Source organism: Hoeflea sp. TYP-13 (assembly GCF_040932035.1).
Taxonomy (GTDB): Bacteria; Pseudomonadota; Alphaproteobacteria; order Rhizobiales; family Rhizobiaceae; genus Hoeflea_A.
In genome coordinates, this window is the sequence record NZ_JBFRBB010000001.1 from 1182414 (window position 1) to 1198866 (window position 16453).

15 protein-coding genes are annotated in these 16453 nt (G+C 58.5%); 6 read left to right on the plus strand and 9 right to left on the minus strand.

Going from position 1 to position 16453, the window contains the following annotated elements; all coding sequences use genetic code 11:
- Positions 1-9: 9 nt before the first annotated feature.
- Both purD and ABVT35_RS05540 read right to left on the minus strand, forming a co-directional pair.
- Entirely contained in the window at positions 10-1284 is a 1275-nt protein-coding gene (gene purD, locus ABVT35_RS05535) for a phosphoribosylamine--glycine ligase (protein WP_368465283.1), read from the minus strand.
- 147 nt (positions 1285-1431) lie between these two features.
- Positions 1432-2544 carry a helix-turn-helix transcriptional regulator gene (locus tag ABVT35_RS05540; RefSeq protein WP_368465284.1) on the minus strand — a complete coding sequence of 371 codons (1113 nt, stop codon included), beginning with the start codon at positions 2542-2544 and terminating at the stop codon, positions 1432-1434.
- Between the two features lie 12 nt (positions 2545-2556).
- On the opposite strand from ABVT35_RS05540, the gene ABVT35_RS05545 reads away from it, so the two are divergent.
- From ABVT35_RS05545 to ABVT35_RS05560, 4 genes are all read left to right on the plus strand, one after another.
- Complete coding sequence (locus tag ABVT35_RS05545) at positions 2557-3567, plus strand: alpha/beta fold hydrolase (RefSeq protein ID WP_368465285.1); 1011 nt, start codon at positions 2557-2559, stop codon at positions 3565-3567.
- A gap of 86 nt (positions 3568-3653) precedes the next feature.
- Positions 3654-4613 (plus strand): 4-hydroxybenzoate octaprenyltransferase, encoded by a 960-nt coding sequence (gene ubiA, locus ABVT35_RS05550; RefSeq protein WP_368465286.1) that lies wholly within the window; start codon positions 3654-3656, stop codon positions 4611-4613.
- A 156-nt stretch (positions 4614-4769) separates the two neighbouring features.
- A complete protein-coding gene (locus ABVT35_RS05555) occupies positions 4770-5174 on the plus strand; it encodes a DUF3775 domain-containing protein (RefSeq protein WP_368465287.1) in 405 nt (134 codons plus the stop codon).
- 118 nt (positions 5175-5292) lie between these two features.
- Positions 5293-5775 carry a flavodoxin family protein gene (locus ABVT35_RS05560; protein WP_368465288.1) on the plus strand — a complete coding sequence of 161 codons (483 nt, stop codon included), beginning with the start codon at positions 5293-5295 and terminating at the stop codon, positions 5773-5775.
- A gap of 17 nt (positions 5776-5792) precedes the next feature.
- Here the strand turns inward: ABVT35_RS05560 and ABVT35_RS05565 are convergent, their stop codons facing one another.
- The 3 genes from ABVT35_RS05565 to ABVT35_RS05575 all read right to left on the minus strand — a co-directional run bounded on the left by ABVT35_RS05565 (position 5793) and on the right by ABVT35_RS05575 (position 8978).
- Positions 5793-6359, minus strand: a complete 567-nt coding sequence (locus ABVT35_RS05565; protein ID WP_368465289.1) for a DUF6101 family protein — start codon at positions 6357-6359, stop codon at positions 5793-5795.
- Positions 6360-6528: 169 nt separating this feature from the next.
- Entirely contained in the window at positions 6529-7965 is a 1437-nt protein-coding gene (locus ABVT35_RS05570) for an FAD-binding oxidoreductase (RefSeq protein WP_368465290.1), read from the minus strand.
- 41 nt (positions 7966-8006) lie between these two features.
- Positions 8007-8978: an L-threonylcarbamoyladenylate synthase gene (locus tag ABVT35_RS05575; protein ID WP_368466276.1), complete on the minus strand. Its 972-nt coding sequence runs from the start codon at positions 8976-8978 to the stop codon at positions 8007-8009.
- Between the two features lie 387 nt (positions 8979-9365).
- On the opposite strand from ABVT35_RS05575, the gene ABVT35_RS05580 reads away from it, so the two are divergent.
- Positions 9366-11156, plus strand: coding sequence for an acyl-CoA dehydrogenase (locus ABVT35_RS05580; RefSeq protein WP_368465291.1), 1791 nt, complete (start codon positions 9366-9368; stop codon positions 11154-11156).
- Positions 11157-11217: 61 nt separating this feature from the next.
- Positions 11218-11991, plus strand: a complete 774-nt coding sequence (locus ABVT35_RS05585) for a crotonase/enoyl-CoA hydratase family protein (protein WP_368465292.1) — start codon at positions 11218-11220, stop codon at positions 11989-11991.
- On the opposite strand, the gene ABVT35_RS05590 is transcribed toward ABVT35_RS05585, so the two are convergent.
- From ABVT35_RS05590 to dxs, 4 genes are all read right to left on the minus strand, one after another.
- On the minus strand, positions 11988-13229 hold the full coding sequence (locus ABVT35_RS05590) for a class I SAM-dependent RNA methyltransferase (RefSeq protein ID WP_368465293.1): 1242 nt from the start codon (positions 13227-13229) through the stop codon (positions 11988-11990). The two genes, ABVT35_RS05585 and ABVT35_RS05590, sit on opposite strands and share 4 nt — an antisense overlap.
- Positions 13226-13990, minus strand: coding sequence for a TlyA family RNA methyltransferase (locus tag ABVT35_RS05595; protein ID WP_368465294.1), 765 nt, complete (start codon positions 13988-13990; stop codon positions 13226-13228). The genes ABVT35_RS05590 and ABVT35_RS05595 overlap by 4 nt, the downstream gene beginning before the upstream one ends.
- Positions 13991-14044: 54 nt before the next feature.
- Positions 14045-14323, minus strand: a complete 279-nt coding sequence (locus ABVT35_RS05600) for a hypothetical protein (RefSeq protein ID WP_368465295.1) — start codon at positions 14321-14323, stop codon at positions 14045-14047.
- 111 nt (positions 14324-14434) lie between these two features.
- Complete coding sequence (gene dxs, locus ABVT35_RS05605; RefSeq protein WP_368465296.1) at positions 14435-16363, minus strand: 1-deoxy-D-xylulose-5-phosphate synthase; 1929 nt, start codon at positions 16361-16363, stop codon at positions 14435-14437.
- Between the last annotated feature and the right edge of the window lie 90 nt (positions 16364-16453).

Here is a 16453-nt window from a genome sequence, read left to right on the forward strand (position 1 = left end):
AAAATTCGCCTATTTCTCGCGTTTGATGGCGCGCCAGCCTATGTCGCGACGGCAAAATCCGTCTTCCCAGTCGATCAGATCGACGGCCATGTAGGCCTGATCATGAGCCACCTTGACCGTCGAGCCAAGCGCGGTCACACCGAGCACACGTCCGCCATTGGCTACGATGTCATCACCGTCACGCGCGGTTCCCGCATGAAATATTTCGACATCGTGGACTGCCGACGCGGCTTCGAGGTTGCGGATCTTAGAGCCTTTCTTGTAGGAGCCCGGATAACCTTTGGTGGCCATGACGACGCAAAGCGCCGCTTCATCCTCCCAACGCGCACTCATCGTCCACAACAGTTCATCCGCCGCCGCCTTCATCAGCATCAAAATGTCATCTTTCAGACGCATCATCAGGACCTGGCATTCAGGATCGCCGAAGCGAACATTGTATTCGATGAGCTGCGGACCGGTGCTGGTGATCATCAGACCGGCGTAGAGCACGCCGGTAAAGGGAGTGCCCCTTTCGGCCATTCCCTGCAGCGTCGGTTTGATGATCTGCTCCATCGTCTGTTCAATAAGTGCATCCGTCATCACCGGTGCGGGGGAGTATGCGCCCATTCCACCCGTATTCGGTCCCGTGTCGCCGTCACCGACGCATTTGTGATCCTGGGCGGTTGTCAGCGGCAGCGCGTTGGTGCCGTCGCAGATGCAAAAGAAGCTTGCCTCTTCACCTTCCAGGAACTCTTCGACGATCACCTCGGCGCCCGCTTCGCCGAATGCGCCTTCGAAACAGTCATCGATCGCCGCAAAGGCCTCTTCAAGTGTCTGGGCAACGGTCACGCCCTTTCCGGCAGCAAGACCGTCGGCCTTTATGACGATCGGCGCACCCATTTCCCGAGTATAGGCCTTGGCTTTCGGCGAATTGTTGAAGCGCATATAGGCGCCGGTCGGAATGTTGTGCCGGTCGCACAGATCCTTGGTAAAGCCTTTGGAGCCTTCCAGTTGCGCCGCCGCGGCCGTCGGGCCGAAAACCGGAATACCGGCCTCATGCAGATCGTCGGTGATGCCGGCAACAAGCGGGGCTTCCGGACCGACCACGACGAGGCTGATTTCGTTTTCGGCACAGAATGCGATGACCGCGCCATGGTCGCTAACGTCAATGTCCACGCATTCCGCATTCCTGGCGATACCGGGATTGCCCGGTGCGCAGTAGAGTTTGCCGAGAACAGGAGAGGCGGCGATCTTCCAGGCCAGGGCGTGCTCGCGTCCACCGGAACCGATCAAAAGCACATTCATCGCCTAAATCCCCTTTGCCCGGCTTCAGGAATGAACCTGAAGCGCCACCAACCCACGTTGTGAGAGACGGTTGTTGTCACGAAAAGGGGGTAGCATGGTTTGGCGCGGGGTCAAGAGGCGGCGAAATAATGCCCGGCATTTATCCGCCTATGCGGATCCGGTCGTATCGCTGTCTGCCCGCAGCCCGACAATGCCCGCCCGGTTGATCAGTTCAACGCGGTTGCGGGCGTCCAGCTTGCGCAGCACATTGCCGACGTGGGTTCTCACCGTCCAGAAGGCGATGCCGAGACTCTCCGAAATTTCGCGGTCCGTCATTCCCTGGGCGATAAGCCGGCTGACCTCGCGCTCACGCGGTGTGAGATCTGTATGTCGTTCGAAATTGCGTTCACACTTCGGCACAACCGTACAGATGATCGCACATTGCGAATGGGAAGCGACATTGCGCCAGCCGATCTTGAGGTCGAAACGTGGAAACGAGACAAAAGTCTGGCGGTTCCTGACGGCGGCCATCACCGTATTCTTAAAACCATTCTCGCTGATGCCGTTCTGCCGGGAAATCCAGTCAATGAGGGCCGGAGAGCAGATATAGCGGCGGTGGTCGGCAGATATCGCCACGGCCAAAATCCCGTTGGCGTGCACGGCCCCCTCAAGCCCGTCACCCGAAAGCATGGAGCGGTAGGCATTTTTAAGCATCGGGCGCAGGGCGATCAAAAGCTGCCTTTCCCTGTTGGCGAACTCCTTGCTTGCGGATTTTCTCCACACGCGGAAATCGCCGATTATCTTCCCATCCTCGAACAGATACTGATCGATGCCGTGGGAAACCCGATGGGGGCGCAGGAAATCGGCATAATATTCGCTGCGTTCAAGCCGCCTGCGCGAAATCACTTCGTAGGTGGAGGTTGCATCGGAACGTAGCCGGATGTGTTTCGAGATCGGGTCGCAGTGCTGGTAGTAGACTTCGAATTCCCATGACATGCGCTGGTCGCGGTTGTAGCAGAGCGGCTTTTCAAAGGCCTGCGTTTCCTCGTTCCACTGGGTCTGGCCGAGAAAATCGGCGCGAAACAGCGAAAGCAGGCGCTCGGCCAGCCGCGGTCGCGCCAGAACCCGCCGGTCGTCCGGCTGGGCGAGCTCATAGGCGACGAATGCCAGATCTTTCAGGTCGTCCGAATTGAGGATCGGCCCTTCCTCCCGTTCGCAGTCCCTATTTATAGCGATTGTGACGCAACCGATAAACCTCCTAGCCTTTGCCGGCTGATACACGGGAGGAATGGAATGAAGCACATGATCAAGGTGCTCGCGGCGGCGGCCTCGGCCACATTGGTGGCATTGCCGGCGCAATCGGAGCAATTGAAGGGGCTGGTGCCCTCAACGGTCACATCACCCGACGGTCTGACGATTTCGGTTGTCGAAAGCGGCGAGACGACCGGTCCGGCCATATTGTTTGTCCACGGATTTTCGCAAAGCGCCGCATCGTGGCGGCGTCAGATGCTCGGCGATCTTGCGAAGACCAACCACCTCATCGCGTTTGATCTTCGCGGACACGGCTATTCTTCCAAACCTGAAGATCCGAATAGCTACATCGACAGCAAATTTTGGGCCGACGACATCGCCGCGGTGATAGCGGGCAAGAATCTGGACGACGTCGTACTGGTCGGGTGGTCCTATGGGGGCTTGCCTGTGCTCGACTATGTGAAGGAGCACGGCGAGGACAAACTGTCTGCCCTGGTTTTTGTCGCCGCCGGATATAATCTGGATCTGCGGCCACCGGATGCCGGCGGCCCTGAGCCGGTTTTGGGGCCGGGCGTGGTTGAAAACACCGGTCCGATGGCCGGTATTCCGGCGGGTCCCCCAGGTGTCGATCTCGACGGCTGCGGCGCTGCCAATTCCTGCGGAGACTATGCGCGCCAACTGGCCGGCACGAAGCGCTTTCTTGATATGGTTCCCGGAAAGCCGCTTTCCGAGCCTCTGGCGGCGGAGGCCTTGTCCTACAGCATGCAGACACCACCCTATGTCAGACGGGCCATGGTCATTGACCGGTTTGTCGAGCGCGGGCCGCTCGATCATTCACCAACGCTTGGCACGATCGGGGTTCCGGTTCTTTTCATCCACGGGAACAAGGACCAGCATGTTCTGCCGCGTTCGACGGAAATCATGAAGGAGTTAATCGATGCGGGCGGCGGAACGACAACCCGCATCATCTATGAAGGGATCGGGCACGCGCCCTTCATTGAGGATTCCGGTCGCTTCGACAGCGATCTGGGGGAATTTGTTTCCGGGCTTTGATGCCAGGATAATTGCGCTGGAATCACGCACCCCTTGGTGCAATTCCCTGCTTGACTTGACGCCGGGGAAACTGTCACCAAGGGGCCATGCAAACACCGCTGACAGATCCGGGCCGCGTGGCCGATGCTCCATCCGACAATTGGGTCTACCGCCTGTTGCCGCGCTGGTGCTGGCCTTACGCGCAATTGGCGCGCTGGGACCGGCCGATTGGCTGGCAGTTGCTGATGTGGCCGTGCTGGTGGTCGGTGATGCTGGCAGCCAACGCACAGGTTCTGACGGCTCCTCCGCATACCGGACGCATCGTTCTGCATCTGCTTCTGTTTACCATCGGCGCGATTGCCATGCGCGGCGCGGGCTGCACCTACAACGATCTGGTTGATCATGAGATCGACATGCAGGTCGCAAGGACAAGGTCGCGGCCGCTGCCATCCGGCCGGGTCTCAAGGACGCAGGCGAAAGTCTTCATGATTGTCCAGGCGCTTGTCGGGCTGATCGTGCTGTTGCAGTTTAATCTGTTTGCGATTGTCCTCGGCATCTGCTCGCTGGCGGTTGTTGCCATCTACCCCTTCGCCAAACGCTTCACCGACTGGCCGCAGTTCTTTCTGGGACTTGCTTTTTCGTGGGGCGCGCTCATGGGCTGGGCGGCAGCATTCGGTGGCCTCGCTTCTGCTGCGGTTGCCCTGTATGCCGGCTCAGTCCTGTGGACCATCGGTTACGACACGCTCTACGCCCATCAGGACAAGGAAGACGACGAATTGATCGGCGTGCGTTCGACCGCGCGCCTCTTTGGCGGCCAGACAAAAGCCTGGCTGACCGGCATCTATTCGGCCACCGTTGTGCTGATGGCTCTGTCTTTCTGGCTCGCCGGCGCATCCTGGCCGGCCTTTGCGGGTCTTGCCGTTGCGGCAGCCATGCTGGGGCGGCAAATTGCCGTTGTTGATATTGATGACGGCGAACAGTGCCTCGCATTGTTCAAGTCAAACAACCGTGTCGGCTGGGTGGTGTTTGCCGGCCTTGCTGCAGGCGTTGTTGTCAGCCTGATCTGATCCGGCTGGCATCGTCCAGGCACATCCGCACGAAGTATATGAACCGGCAGTAACTTTGACCCAGCTCAAAGCGAACTGGCCTTGTGTGGTGCAGTCTGTCAATGCCGCAAAGAGATTGCGGTAAAATAGGTTCACCACCGCAAGGAGGGTTTCGCCATGCTTGAAATATCTCCGGAAAAAGTCTGCTTTACCATCATCAAGGCCCGCGAATTCGAGGTCAAGGATGCTGTGACGGACCCCGATCCCGGATCCAACGCGACCGATGACGGCATGTATGCCGTGCTGGAAAGCCATCGGGACGACCCGGTTGAGGAGGAACTGACATCCTTCATTTCGTCGCTATCCGTCGATGAACAAGTCGATCTTGTTGCCCTCACATGGCTTGGACGTGATGATGGTGACCTCGGCGATTGGTCAGATTTGCGCTCACAGGCCATGGACGCCCATAACGAGCGCACTGCGCAGTATCTTCTCGGCAATCCGTTGCTGGCCGAACACCTTGAGGAAGGCCTGTCCATCATGGGCCATTCCTGCGAGGAGTTTGAATTCAACAGGCTGTGACTTTTGAAAGCGTTGCCCGTTTCATTGCTGTAACGCTGTCGGAGTTCCTCAGCCGGTTACGGGATTGTCCTGTTCTTTGCCTGCAAGCCGGTCGATCCTGTTGCAGGTGGGGCATGAAATGAAATCGTTGATTGTCTATTATTCGCGCACGGGCAACACGGCCAGAGTTGCGAGCGCTCTCGCCCGGGAACTGAACGCGGACATGTTCGAAATTCACTGCGAGCAATATCGCGGCGGTCCGCTGCGCTATCTTCTGACCGGCTACGATAGTGTGATGGGAAGGTTGCCCGAAATCGAGATGCCGAGATACTCCGCCGAAGATTATGATCTTCTCCTGATAGGCACACCGGTCTGGACGAGCCATCCATCCTTGCCTGTCAGAGCATTCGCAGCCGCCAGACCGCCACTTCCTGCCCGGATCGGCCTTTTCCTGACCTATGGCGGTCATTCACCTGCGCAAAAAGCCATCGACGAGATTAGCGCAATGCTGGGCTCGGCCATCAACGCTAGCCTGGTGCTTGGCAGTGATCAGGTCAAAGCCGGCGACTTTACCGACGCAATTGTGGATTACGTCGGTGAGCTGAGAAATTGCGAATTCTAGTCTGAATTGATGACGCCCTAGCGCCGGGCGATAATCTCTTCGCCTTTGATCGTCATGCGGATGCCGAGGGAACCAGTGCTTCTGCGAACCAGGAACCGGGGACGCCGGCCGGCCACAAAGGAGTGGCGTCTGCGCGGCTTGGTCGATTTGGTCTTTATCGGTCCCAACTGTTCATCCAACGGCTTGGCCTGTCCATCCGACTCAATCATCAGCATGGGCAATTTATAGACTTCCGACCAGGAATTCCAGTCTGCTGCAATGTCATCGAGGTCATGTGCAACCAGCAGAGGAACGCACAGCTCGCTGTCTTCATGGTGCAGTTCCAGCGTGACAGTCACAGAGCCGTCGCCGTGATCCATGGCGCGGGCCGCAATCCCCTTGAAGGCACGAACCGGCAGGGCAATGGAAAGCGGCAGTCCGCTTTGCGGCAGGACCTTGCGCAGAACCGCGCCGCGCTTGTCCAGCGTAAAGGTCACGCCGTCATGGTCATGTCGCGATGCATAGGTCACCTGCTGGGGGAAGTGCCCCGGGTCCAGTCGCAATTCGTCGCCGGCCCAAGCCGGTTTGCGCAGTGAGTTCGTCATGTTTGCCTCTGTCTCTCCTGAGAGCCGGATGATCCGGTGCGGGACTTTTGTCCTCTTGCAAACAGCAACTTACGCGAATTCCCTTCGAGCGGACTTAAGATCTACGGTTAAGAAAATCCTGACTTTGTAAATGGTTAGCGAAATGAAACTTGCGATAATGGTCTTTTAATCAATGGGGCAGGGGCTTGCCTGGCGTGTTTATGACTTTCCCCGGATTCATTATGCCCGCGGGGTCGAATGCAGCCTTGATGCGCTGCATGAGTTCGATTTCGATCGGCTGGCGGATGGCCGCGAGCTTGTCGCGTTTCATTTGCCCGATACCGTGTTCGGCTGAAATCGAGCCGCCCATTTCAAGAACGATCTCGTAAACGATCTCATTGATTTCATGTCGCCTGGCAAGAAACGCCGCGGGGGTAACGCCCTTTGGCTGGGTGATGTTGTAGTGGATATTACCGTCGCCCATATGGCCGAAAGCGACGATGCGCGCGTCCGGCATGGCGGCGCGGACCGCGCGGTCGGCCCTTGTCATGAAATCGGGGATGGCGGCGATCGGAACCGAGACATCGTGCTTGATCGACGAGCCTTCAGGCTTTTGCGAATCCGGCATCATCTCGCGCAGATTCCAGAAAGCCGCGCGCTGGGATTCGGACTGGGCGATAACAGCATCCTTGATTATCCCGTCGGAAAAGGCTTCCTCCATAATGCCTTGCATCATGATATCGGCCGCTTCCTCAGACTGGCTGGAGGATATGTCGATCAACACGTACCAATCGTAATTTTCCTGCAGCGGATCGCGGTTGCCGGGTATGTGCGTTGTCGTAAACTCCATTCCGATGCGTGGCATCAGTTCGAATCCGGTCAGCGCGTGTCCGCATTTCCTTTCAGCCTTGTTCAGCAGGGCCAGCGCCTGGTCCGGGCTATCGAGGCCGGCAATGGCGACCTGATGTCCGACCGGGATAGGCAGGAGCTTGATTACCGCGGCGGTGATGATGCCAAGCGTGCCTTCTGCGCCGATGAACAAATCGCGCAGGTCGTATCCGGTATTGTCCTTTTTCAGGCTTCGAAGGCCATTCCAGATTTCACCGGTCGGCAACACGACCTCGAGACCGAGGCACAATTGCCGTGTATTGCCATAGGCAAGGACGGCTATTCCACCGGCATTGGTGGATAAATTGCCGCCGATCTGGCAGGTGCCCTGTGATCCGAGGGAAAGAGGAAACAGGCGTTCGACCTCGTTTGCTGCCTTGTGAATGTCTTCCAGGATACAACCGGCCTCAACTGTCATCGTGTTGCCGGTCGGATCGACATTTCGGATACGGTTCAGCCGCGACAGGGAAACAATGACCTGACTTTCACCCTCCAGGGGAACCTGTCCGCCTGTGTGGCCGGTATTGCCGGCCTGGGGCACCAGGGGAGTGCCGGTTTCGGTTGCCGTTGCCAGGATTTTCGAAACCTCGTCGACTGATCCCGGCTTGAGGACCATCGGCGAATTGCCGTGGTAGAGCCCGCGCGGCTCAATGAGATATGGGGCTATGTCATCGGGATCGCGCACGGCATGGGCGTCGCCGACAATTGCTGCAAATCGATCGAGAACAACCTTGGTCATGATGCATTATTAGCCGCTGCGGTTGCACCGGTCCATCGCCATTATGGCCGCGGTGCGGCAGCCCGTTTCAGCCTGTCATTGATCGCCTCGCCAAGCCCGGTTGGCGGAATTGGGACGACGGTAATCTGGCTTTGGGTGGCCGCGTCCGCGCGCTTCATGAAGTCGAACAGATTGGCAGCTGCTTCCCTCAGGTCGCCGGACGGGCTTAAGTCCAGCACAAGGGCGGCCGTGTCCTGGCCCGGTAAAACCCTGTCGGCAAATGTAATGACCGCGTCGCCAGCGCCGGCGTTTTCTGCATTGATCTGCAATCTGGAGCCGGGCGCATAATGTGAACGCAGCATCCCGGGCGCCTCGATTGCCGCCGACGGATCAGAATTCCGCACAAGCGACATTCCCATAACCTGCTCAATATCGGCCGCAGCCAGCCCGCCGGGTCGCAACAATTCCACACCTGTGGCGGTCGGTTTTAATATGGTCGACTCCAGACCAATCACCGCCGGACCGCCGTCAAGGATAAGCTCGACTTTTGATCCGAGATCGGCCGCGACATGGGCCGCAGTTGTGGAACTGACCTTTCCCGAAGTATTTGCGCTGGGTGCGGCGAGTGGTCGGCCGTATTGTTCAATCAGCGTGCGTGCAAAGCCGGTTGGTATGCGCACAGCGAGCGTATCAAGCCCGGCGGTCGTCAACGAATGGATATCGGAACCGGGTTTGAGCGGCAGAACAAGGGTGAGGGGACCGGGCCAGAAAGCATCGGCGATTTGCTGCGCCGTGTCATCAAACTCGACATAGCGTCGGGCCATTTCGATGCTGCTCATGTGGCAGATCAGCGGATTGAAGCGCGGCCGTCCCTTGGCCTCGAATATGCGCGCCACAGCCTTGCCGTTGGTTGCGTCTGCCGCGAGCCCGTAGACCGTTTCTGTCGGTAACGCGATCAGCCCGCCTTCAGACAGAACCTTGCAGGCCTCGTTGCGGGCCGTTTCTTCGTTTTGGGCGATGGACAAAGCGGTCATTTCGCTCATTCGCTGTTCGGATTTGCTCCGCAGATAGCAGGCTTCAGCCCGGCGCTCAACGTGGAAACTGCGTGGTGCGAAGATGTTGTTCAACCTTGACGAAATTAATTGACGTTTACGTAAAAATAACTTAGGGCCTATGCACGTGGTTAGGAGCAGGATGAAATCAGGCTGAATGATCCGACCGGGCGGTTTTGACCGCTGACAGCGTTGATTTGCGCCGAAGGGGTAGGGCGGTATCGGGCGCCTCATTCGTCTGTCAGCGACCAAAACTGCCCGGGCTGGATATTTCACTTTGATCGCGCCCGCTCCGGCTGGACAGATCAGCCGAAGCCTGATGTGCTGGCGCTAGAGTAAGTTCCAATCCAATCGGAGGAGATCAAGGACATGTATCGCGCACCTGTCGAGGATATCGCATTCACCCTCAAACATGTGGCGGGCCTTCAGTCGGCACTGGATGCCGGACATCTGGGCGACCTGTCTGATGATCTCGTCGATGCGATCCTGACGGAGGCAGGCCGGTTTGCTTCCGAGGAGATCGCGCCGCTCGCCGAAGAGGGCGAAAGCGGTACACCGCTCAATGACGGTGTCGTCACTACGCCAAAGGGCTGGAGCGCGCTTTACAAGAACTGGATCGCCGGCGGCTGGAACAGCCTGACCGGAACGCCGGATTACGGTGGGCAGGGGCTTCCGACCATGCTTTCGGTCGCCACCAGCGAAATGTGGAATTCCAGTTCGATGGCATTCAGCCTGTGTTCGCTTTTGACGATGGGTGCGGTCGAAGCCGTTGACGCCCATGCCGACGACCGGCTCAAGCAGATCTATCTGGAAAAGATGATTTCCGGCGAATGGACCGGTACGATGAACCTGACCGAGCCGCATGCGGGTTCCGATCTCGGCGTTCTGAAAACGCGCGCCGAACCGGTCGGTGACGGTTCATACCGCATTTTCGGCCAGAAGATATTCATCACCTATGGCGAGCACGATTTTGCCGACAACATTGTCCACCTCGTGCTAGCACGCCTTCCCGACGCACCGCCCGGAACCAGGGGCATTTCGCTTTTCCTTGTACCTAAGTTCCTGGTCAATGAAGACGGCAGCCTCGGTGAGCGCAACGACCTTTTCTGCCATAGCGTTGAACACAAGCTCGGCATTCACGGCTCGCCCACATGCACAATGATCTACGGCGACGGCAAGTTCGGCGACACGCCCGGCGCCGTCGGCTGGCTGATTGGCGAGGAAAACCGCGGGCTGGCCTGCATGTTCACGATGATGAACAATGCGCGTCTGAATGTCGGTATTCAGGGTGTAGCCGTCGCGGAAGCCGCCTATCAGAAGGCGCTGGAATATGCCAACGAGCGCACACAGGGCAAAGCGCCCGGCTGGCAGGGCGAAGGCATGAGCCCGATTATCGAACACCCCGATATACAGCGTAATCTCCTGACCATGAAAGCGCTGGCGCAGGCATCGCGGTCGATTGCTTTCTGCTGTGCCCATGCGATCGACATGGCAGACAGTGCCGACGAGCGCGGCGATTCGGACGCCGCCAATTTCTGGCGCGAGCGTGCCAATCTTCTGACCCCCATCGCCAAGGCATTTTCGACCGATATCGGCGTTGATGCCGCTTCGATTGGCGTTCAGGTCCATGGTGGCATGGGCTTCATCGAGGAAACCGGTGCGGCGCGGCTTTTGCGCGACTCCCGGATCTCCCCGATATATGAGGGCACCAACGGTATCCAGGCCATTGATCTGGTGACCCGCAAGCTTCCCCAGTCAGGCGGTGAGCATGTCGGTGGCTATATCGCCGAGCTCAGGGATATCGCTGGTGAAGTCGCAAAGCGGAACAGTCCGGAATTCGGCACGACCGCCGAAAAGCTCAATGACGCGCTGGCGGACCTCGAATCGGCGACCGGCTGGCTATTGCAGGCATTGCAGGACGGCCGCATCAAGGAAGCGCTTGCCGGTGCGACGCCCTATCAGCGTCTCTTCGGTCTGGCGTCCGGCGCCAGTTATCTTGCAAAGGGCGCATTGATCGAAACCGGTGACAACAGGGATGCAGGCCGTGTTGCACTTTGCCGGTTCTGCGCGGAAAACCTTCTCGGAGAAACATCGGCACTGAAAGACGCCGTAATGCAAGGTGCCGATAGCCTTATTCAGGCACGCGCCGCACTCAGCTGAGCTGGCGAGAGAAACACAAACGTCTGCGTGACATGGTGGAAACGGGACAAGGGAGAGTATTTTGAGCGAACATATCATCGTTGAACGGCCCGAAGAATTGGGCGGCGCGGTACAGGTCATCCGTTTCAACCGGCCCGACAAGAAAAACGCTCTGACGCAGGCCATGTACGGCACCATGGTCCAGGCGATGCGCGATGGAGACGCAGACGATGCGGTACGGGTACATGTGTTTTTGGGCACGGAAGGTTGTTTCACCGCCGGCAACGATATGCAGGACTTCCTGAACTATGCGATCAACGGTCGCATCGGCGAAGGCGAGGTCGGCAAATTCCTGAAGGCCCTGGCGACGGTCAAAAAGCCGATGATCGCAGGTGTTGACGGCCTTGCGATCGGCATCGGCACGACGATGCATTTTCACTGCGACCTGACTTTTGCATCGCCGCGCGCTGAATTCAGGACCCCCTTTGTCGATCTCGCTCTTTTGCCGGAAGCCGGATCAAGCCTGCTTGGCCCCGCGGTGATGGGCTATCAGCGCGCCTTTGCCATGCTGGCTGTCGGCAACGGCTTTTCCGCGGAAGAAGCGCTTGAGGCAGGCCTTATCTACAAGGTTGTTTCAGAAGATGCGCTGGAAGCCACCACGCTCGCCGCCGCCGCCGAAATAGCCTCCAAGCCGCCGCAGGCCATGCAGATCGCCCGCGACCTTCTGCGCCGTGGGGAGCGCTCGGAAATCGTTGCGCGCATTGAAGAGGAATCAGCACTCTTTGGCGAGCGCCTGTCGTCGCCGGAAGCGCGCGCTGCCTTTGAAGCCTTCATGATGCGAAAAAAATCCGCCTAACGCTCCAATAGAGCAATTGCCTCGACATGCGGTGACCAAAGGAACTGGTCGATGAGCGTGACGGAGCGCAGGTTGAAGCCGCCATCGATCAGGATGCGCAGGTCACGGGCAAGTGTTGCCGGATTACAGGAAACGGCCGCTACCTTCTTAACTGCTGATGCTGCAATCTCGACGGACTGCGCCTGCGCGCCGGCCCTTGGCGGGTCGAACACAACACCGTCCGTTTTCTTCAGTTCGGCGGCCATCAAAGGCCTGCGAAAGAGGTCCCGCCGCTCGGTGGTGACCGGTTTCAGCCCCTGTGTGTGGCGTGCTGCCTGATCCAACGCCGCAAGGGTCGCGCCATCGTTTTCCGCGGCATCGACGGCAATCTCGCGCGCCAACGGCAGGGTAAAGGTGCCGCAGCCGCAAAAGAGATCGGCCACTCTTTTTAGGCCGGCCATGTGTTCGCTTACCAAGGCAATCATTTTATCCTGCGCGGCTTCGCTTGCCTGCAGGAAGCCTCCCGGTGGGGGAGCAACATCGATACCGCAAAATTTCACCACAGGCTTTCGCGCTTCAATAAGAATCTCGCCTCCGAGTGAAAGGCGCGCCAGCCCGAGCTCAAGCGCCCTAGCGATAGCCCTGTGCCGCTGTTTTTCAGACAGATGTGCAATACCCTGGACGGTGACATCCAGCCCGCTCAGCGTCTCAAGAACCTGAAGCTGGAATGGTCTTTTGTTGCGAACAAGCAGCGTTGCGAGCGCTTGCAGGCCAGGCAGTTGATCGACGATGGTCCGGCTCAAAACCGCGCAGTTTTCAATACTGACTATATTGTGCGTCCCGGCTTGATTGAAGCCGAATAGCAGCCCGCCCTTGGTGCTGATCGCGGTGAAAACGGCGCGGCGCCGGCTGCCGGGTGAACAGGTGACGAGTTCGTCAATTCGGGTTTCGATGCCGCGTGAGGAAAGGGCATCGGCGACAAGTCGCCTTTTCCATTGCTGATAGGCGCCGAGGTTCAGATGTTGAAGCGAGCATCCGCCGCAGCGCGCGCCTTGCGGTCCGAAATAGGGGCAGGGGGGCTCGGTGCGTTCCTCTGACGCTTTTTCTATCGAAACCAGCTGCCCCTTTGATTTATTCCGCCGGATTGTCACATCTTCGCCGGGCAGTGCAAATCCGACATAAACAGGCCCGTCTTCACACATTGCGACACCGTCGCCCTGCGCGCCGAGACTGGAAATTGTCACCGTTTCGGTGTTCATGTCTTCACGCCCCCTAACAGGAATTCCCGGTTGCCGTCGCTACCCTCGATCGGCGAGGGGCAGGTCCCGATCGCCCGCCAGCCCGGCTGCTCACCGAGCCATTTTGACAGCGCTTCTGCAATTTGCGGTCCGAGTGAAGGATCCTTCAACAGGCCGCCTTTGCCGATGGCATCCTTTCCCGCCTCGAATTGCGGCTTCACCAGCAAGACGCAAAAGCTTCCGGGTGCGGCAATAGCGAGTGCCGGTGGCAAGGCCAGCGTCAGGGAGATAAAACTGACGTCGCTGACGACAATTCCAATATTCCTTTCGCCGACAATGTCGGCTGAGAGATTGCGTGCATTGACGCCCTCGTGGCTGTCTATACGCGGATCGCCGAGCAGGGATTGATGAAGTTGCCCGCGCCCCACATCGATGGCGGTGACATGTGCGGCACCGCGTTCGAGCAGCACCTGCGTAAATCCACCCGTTGACGCGCCGATATCAAGTGCGTTTCGGCCGGTGGGATCGAAGCCGAAATGATCGAGACCCGCAATCAGTTTCAGTGCCGCCCGCGAAACATAGTTCTGCGCTGCATCCGAAACTGTCACCTCTGCTTCCGGCGCAAACCGGGCACCGGCTTTGGTGCAGACCGAGCCATCCACCATTACAGCACCGCGGGTTATTGCGTCACGTGCACGGGCCCGTGTCGAAAAGTGGCCCGACTGCGTCAAAAGCAGGTCGAGCCGGATTTTCTTCTCTGTGCTGTGCTGTGCGCCGGCCATCGCCTCTCATGGCGCTTGAGAGGCAGGGAGGCAAGTGTTTTGTTGCCGCGGCAATCAGGAGCCGTCGAAGTTCACCGTGTAGAGGGGGTGATCGCTCCGCGATGCCGGCTTAAGCGTTCCGTCGGCTGCGCTGCGCGCTTCAACCGGGGGATAGAGGTAATAGGGCTCGTGAATTTCGTGAGAACCACGGATATCTCCGAGCTTCTGCGATACGATTTCAATCGCTGCCTGTTCGATTTTCCTGTCATACTTGCTGCCGGCAGTCGCCACATCGGCGAAACCCGCCGAAATGCACAGCGCACATACCGGAACTGGAAGAAAATAGGGCCGCATCTTCCGCCTCTCCTGCGTCAATTGTTGCGCAGCCTAACAAAACTTGAGGAAAGGTGGGCGGAAAGGTCTTGTTAACCTTAACGCGAACAGCTTCACGAAAAACGGGAAGGATCAGGCCTGCGTTGGCTGTGTCGTTGACAGGATATTGGCGGTTCCAAGCGCCTGGAAGGCGGTCTGGACAATGCCCTTTCGGTCAAGCCCGGCACGGGCATACATCGCATCCGGCCTTGCCTGATCCATATAATAATCCGGCATGACGAGAGGGCGGAACTTCAGGCCATTATCCAGCATTCCCTCATGGGCGAGGAACTGCATGACGTGGGAACCGAAGCCGCCAATGGCGCCTTCTTCCACCGTGATCAGCACTTCGTGATGACGGGCAAGCTGCAGGATCAGCTCATGGTCGAGAGGTTTTGCAAACCGTGCATCGGCAACGGTGGTCGGCAAACCGGCCGCATTGAGGTCTTCTGCCGCCAGCATGCATTCGGCAAGCCGCGTTCCGAAAGACAGGACCGCAATCTTGCCGCCTTCCTTGATGATGCGGCCCTTGCCGATTTCAAGAACGGAGCCGCGCTCGGGCAGGTCCACACCAACACCTTCGCCGCGCGGATAACGGAATGATATCGGTCCCTCATCATAAGCGGCGGCGGTTCGCACCATATGCTTGAGTTCCGCTTCGTCGCTTGCGGCCATCACCACAAATCCCGGCAATGTTGCAAGATAAGCCGTATCGAAAGAGCCTGCGTGGGTCGGCCCGTCGGCACCGACGAAACCGGCACGGTCGATGGGAAAGCGGACGGGCAGTCCCTGAATGGCGACATCATGCACGACCTGGTCATAGGCCCGCTGCAGGAATGTGGAATAGAGCGCGGCAAAGGGCCTGTAGCCTTCCGAGGCCATGCCTGCGGCGAAAGTTACCGCATGCTGCTCGGCAATGCCGACATCGAAACAGCGCTCGGGATAGACATCGTTGAAACGGTCGAGGCCGGTTCCCGACGGCATGGCAGCGGTAATGGCAACGACTTTGTCGTCGTGGGCGGCCTCTTCGATGAGCGCATCGGCAAATACACGTGTATAGCTCGGCGCATTGGGCGTTGCCTTGTCCTGTGCGCCGGTAATCACATCGAATTTGGACACACCGTGATATTTGTCGGCCGCTTCCTCGGCCGGCTGATAGCCCTTGCCCTTTTGCGTCACGACATGGATGAGAACGGGTCCCTGAGCGTTGTCGCGCACATTGCGCAAGACCGGCAGCAGGTGATCGAAGCTGTGTCCGTCGATCGGTCCGATGTGGTAAAAGCCCATTTCCTCAAACAGCGTGCCGCCGGTCACATAACCGCGTGCATGCTCCACCGCACGGGTGATTGCACGGTCGACAGCCTTGCCAAGATAGGCCGTCAGCTTCTTGCCGAATTCGCGCATACCCATATAGGTGCGGCCGGATGCAAGACGTGCAAGATACGCACTCATCGCGCCGGTTGGCGGAGCAATCGACATGTCGTTGTCGTTGAGGATCACGATCAGCCGCGCATCAAGAGCACCTGCATTGTTCAGCGCTTCATAGGCCATTCCCGCGGACATTGCGCCGTCGCCGATAACGGCAATCACGTTGCGCGGCTGTTCCGAAAGGGCGCTGGCAACGGCCATGCCCAGACCCGCCGAAATTGACGTGGACGAGTGCGCCGCACCGAACGGGTCGTATTCGCTTTCGGCGCGCTTGGTGAAACCGGAAATTCCGTCCTCCTGGCGCAGCGTGCGAATGCGGTCACGCCGCCCGGTCAGGATCTTGTGCGGATAGCACTGGTGGCCCACATCGAAGATCAGACGGTCGTGGGGCGTGTCGAAAGCCTTGTGGATTGCAAGCGTCAGCTCGACAACGCCGAGTCCTGCGCCAAGATGGCCGCCGGTTACCGAAACGGCATCAACCATTTCAGCGCGCAGCTCTTCCGCAAGCTGCGGCATGTCCCGATCGTCGATATCTTTCAGATCCGCGGGAATGTTCACGCGGTCAAGCAGCGGAGTTTCGGGCCTGTTGCTCACTTCTGGGCGCTTTCGTGTCGTTCTTTCTCAATATGCGTGGAAAAGCATATTGTTAACCTTTTGAGGTATAGCAAGTGCATTATCGTCGCA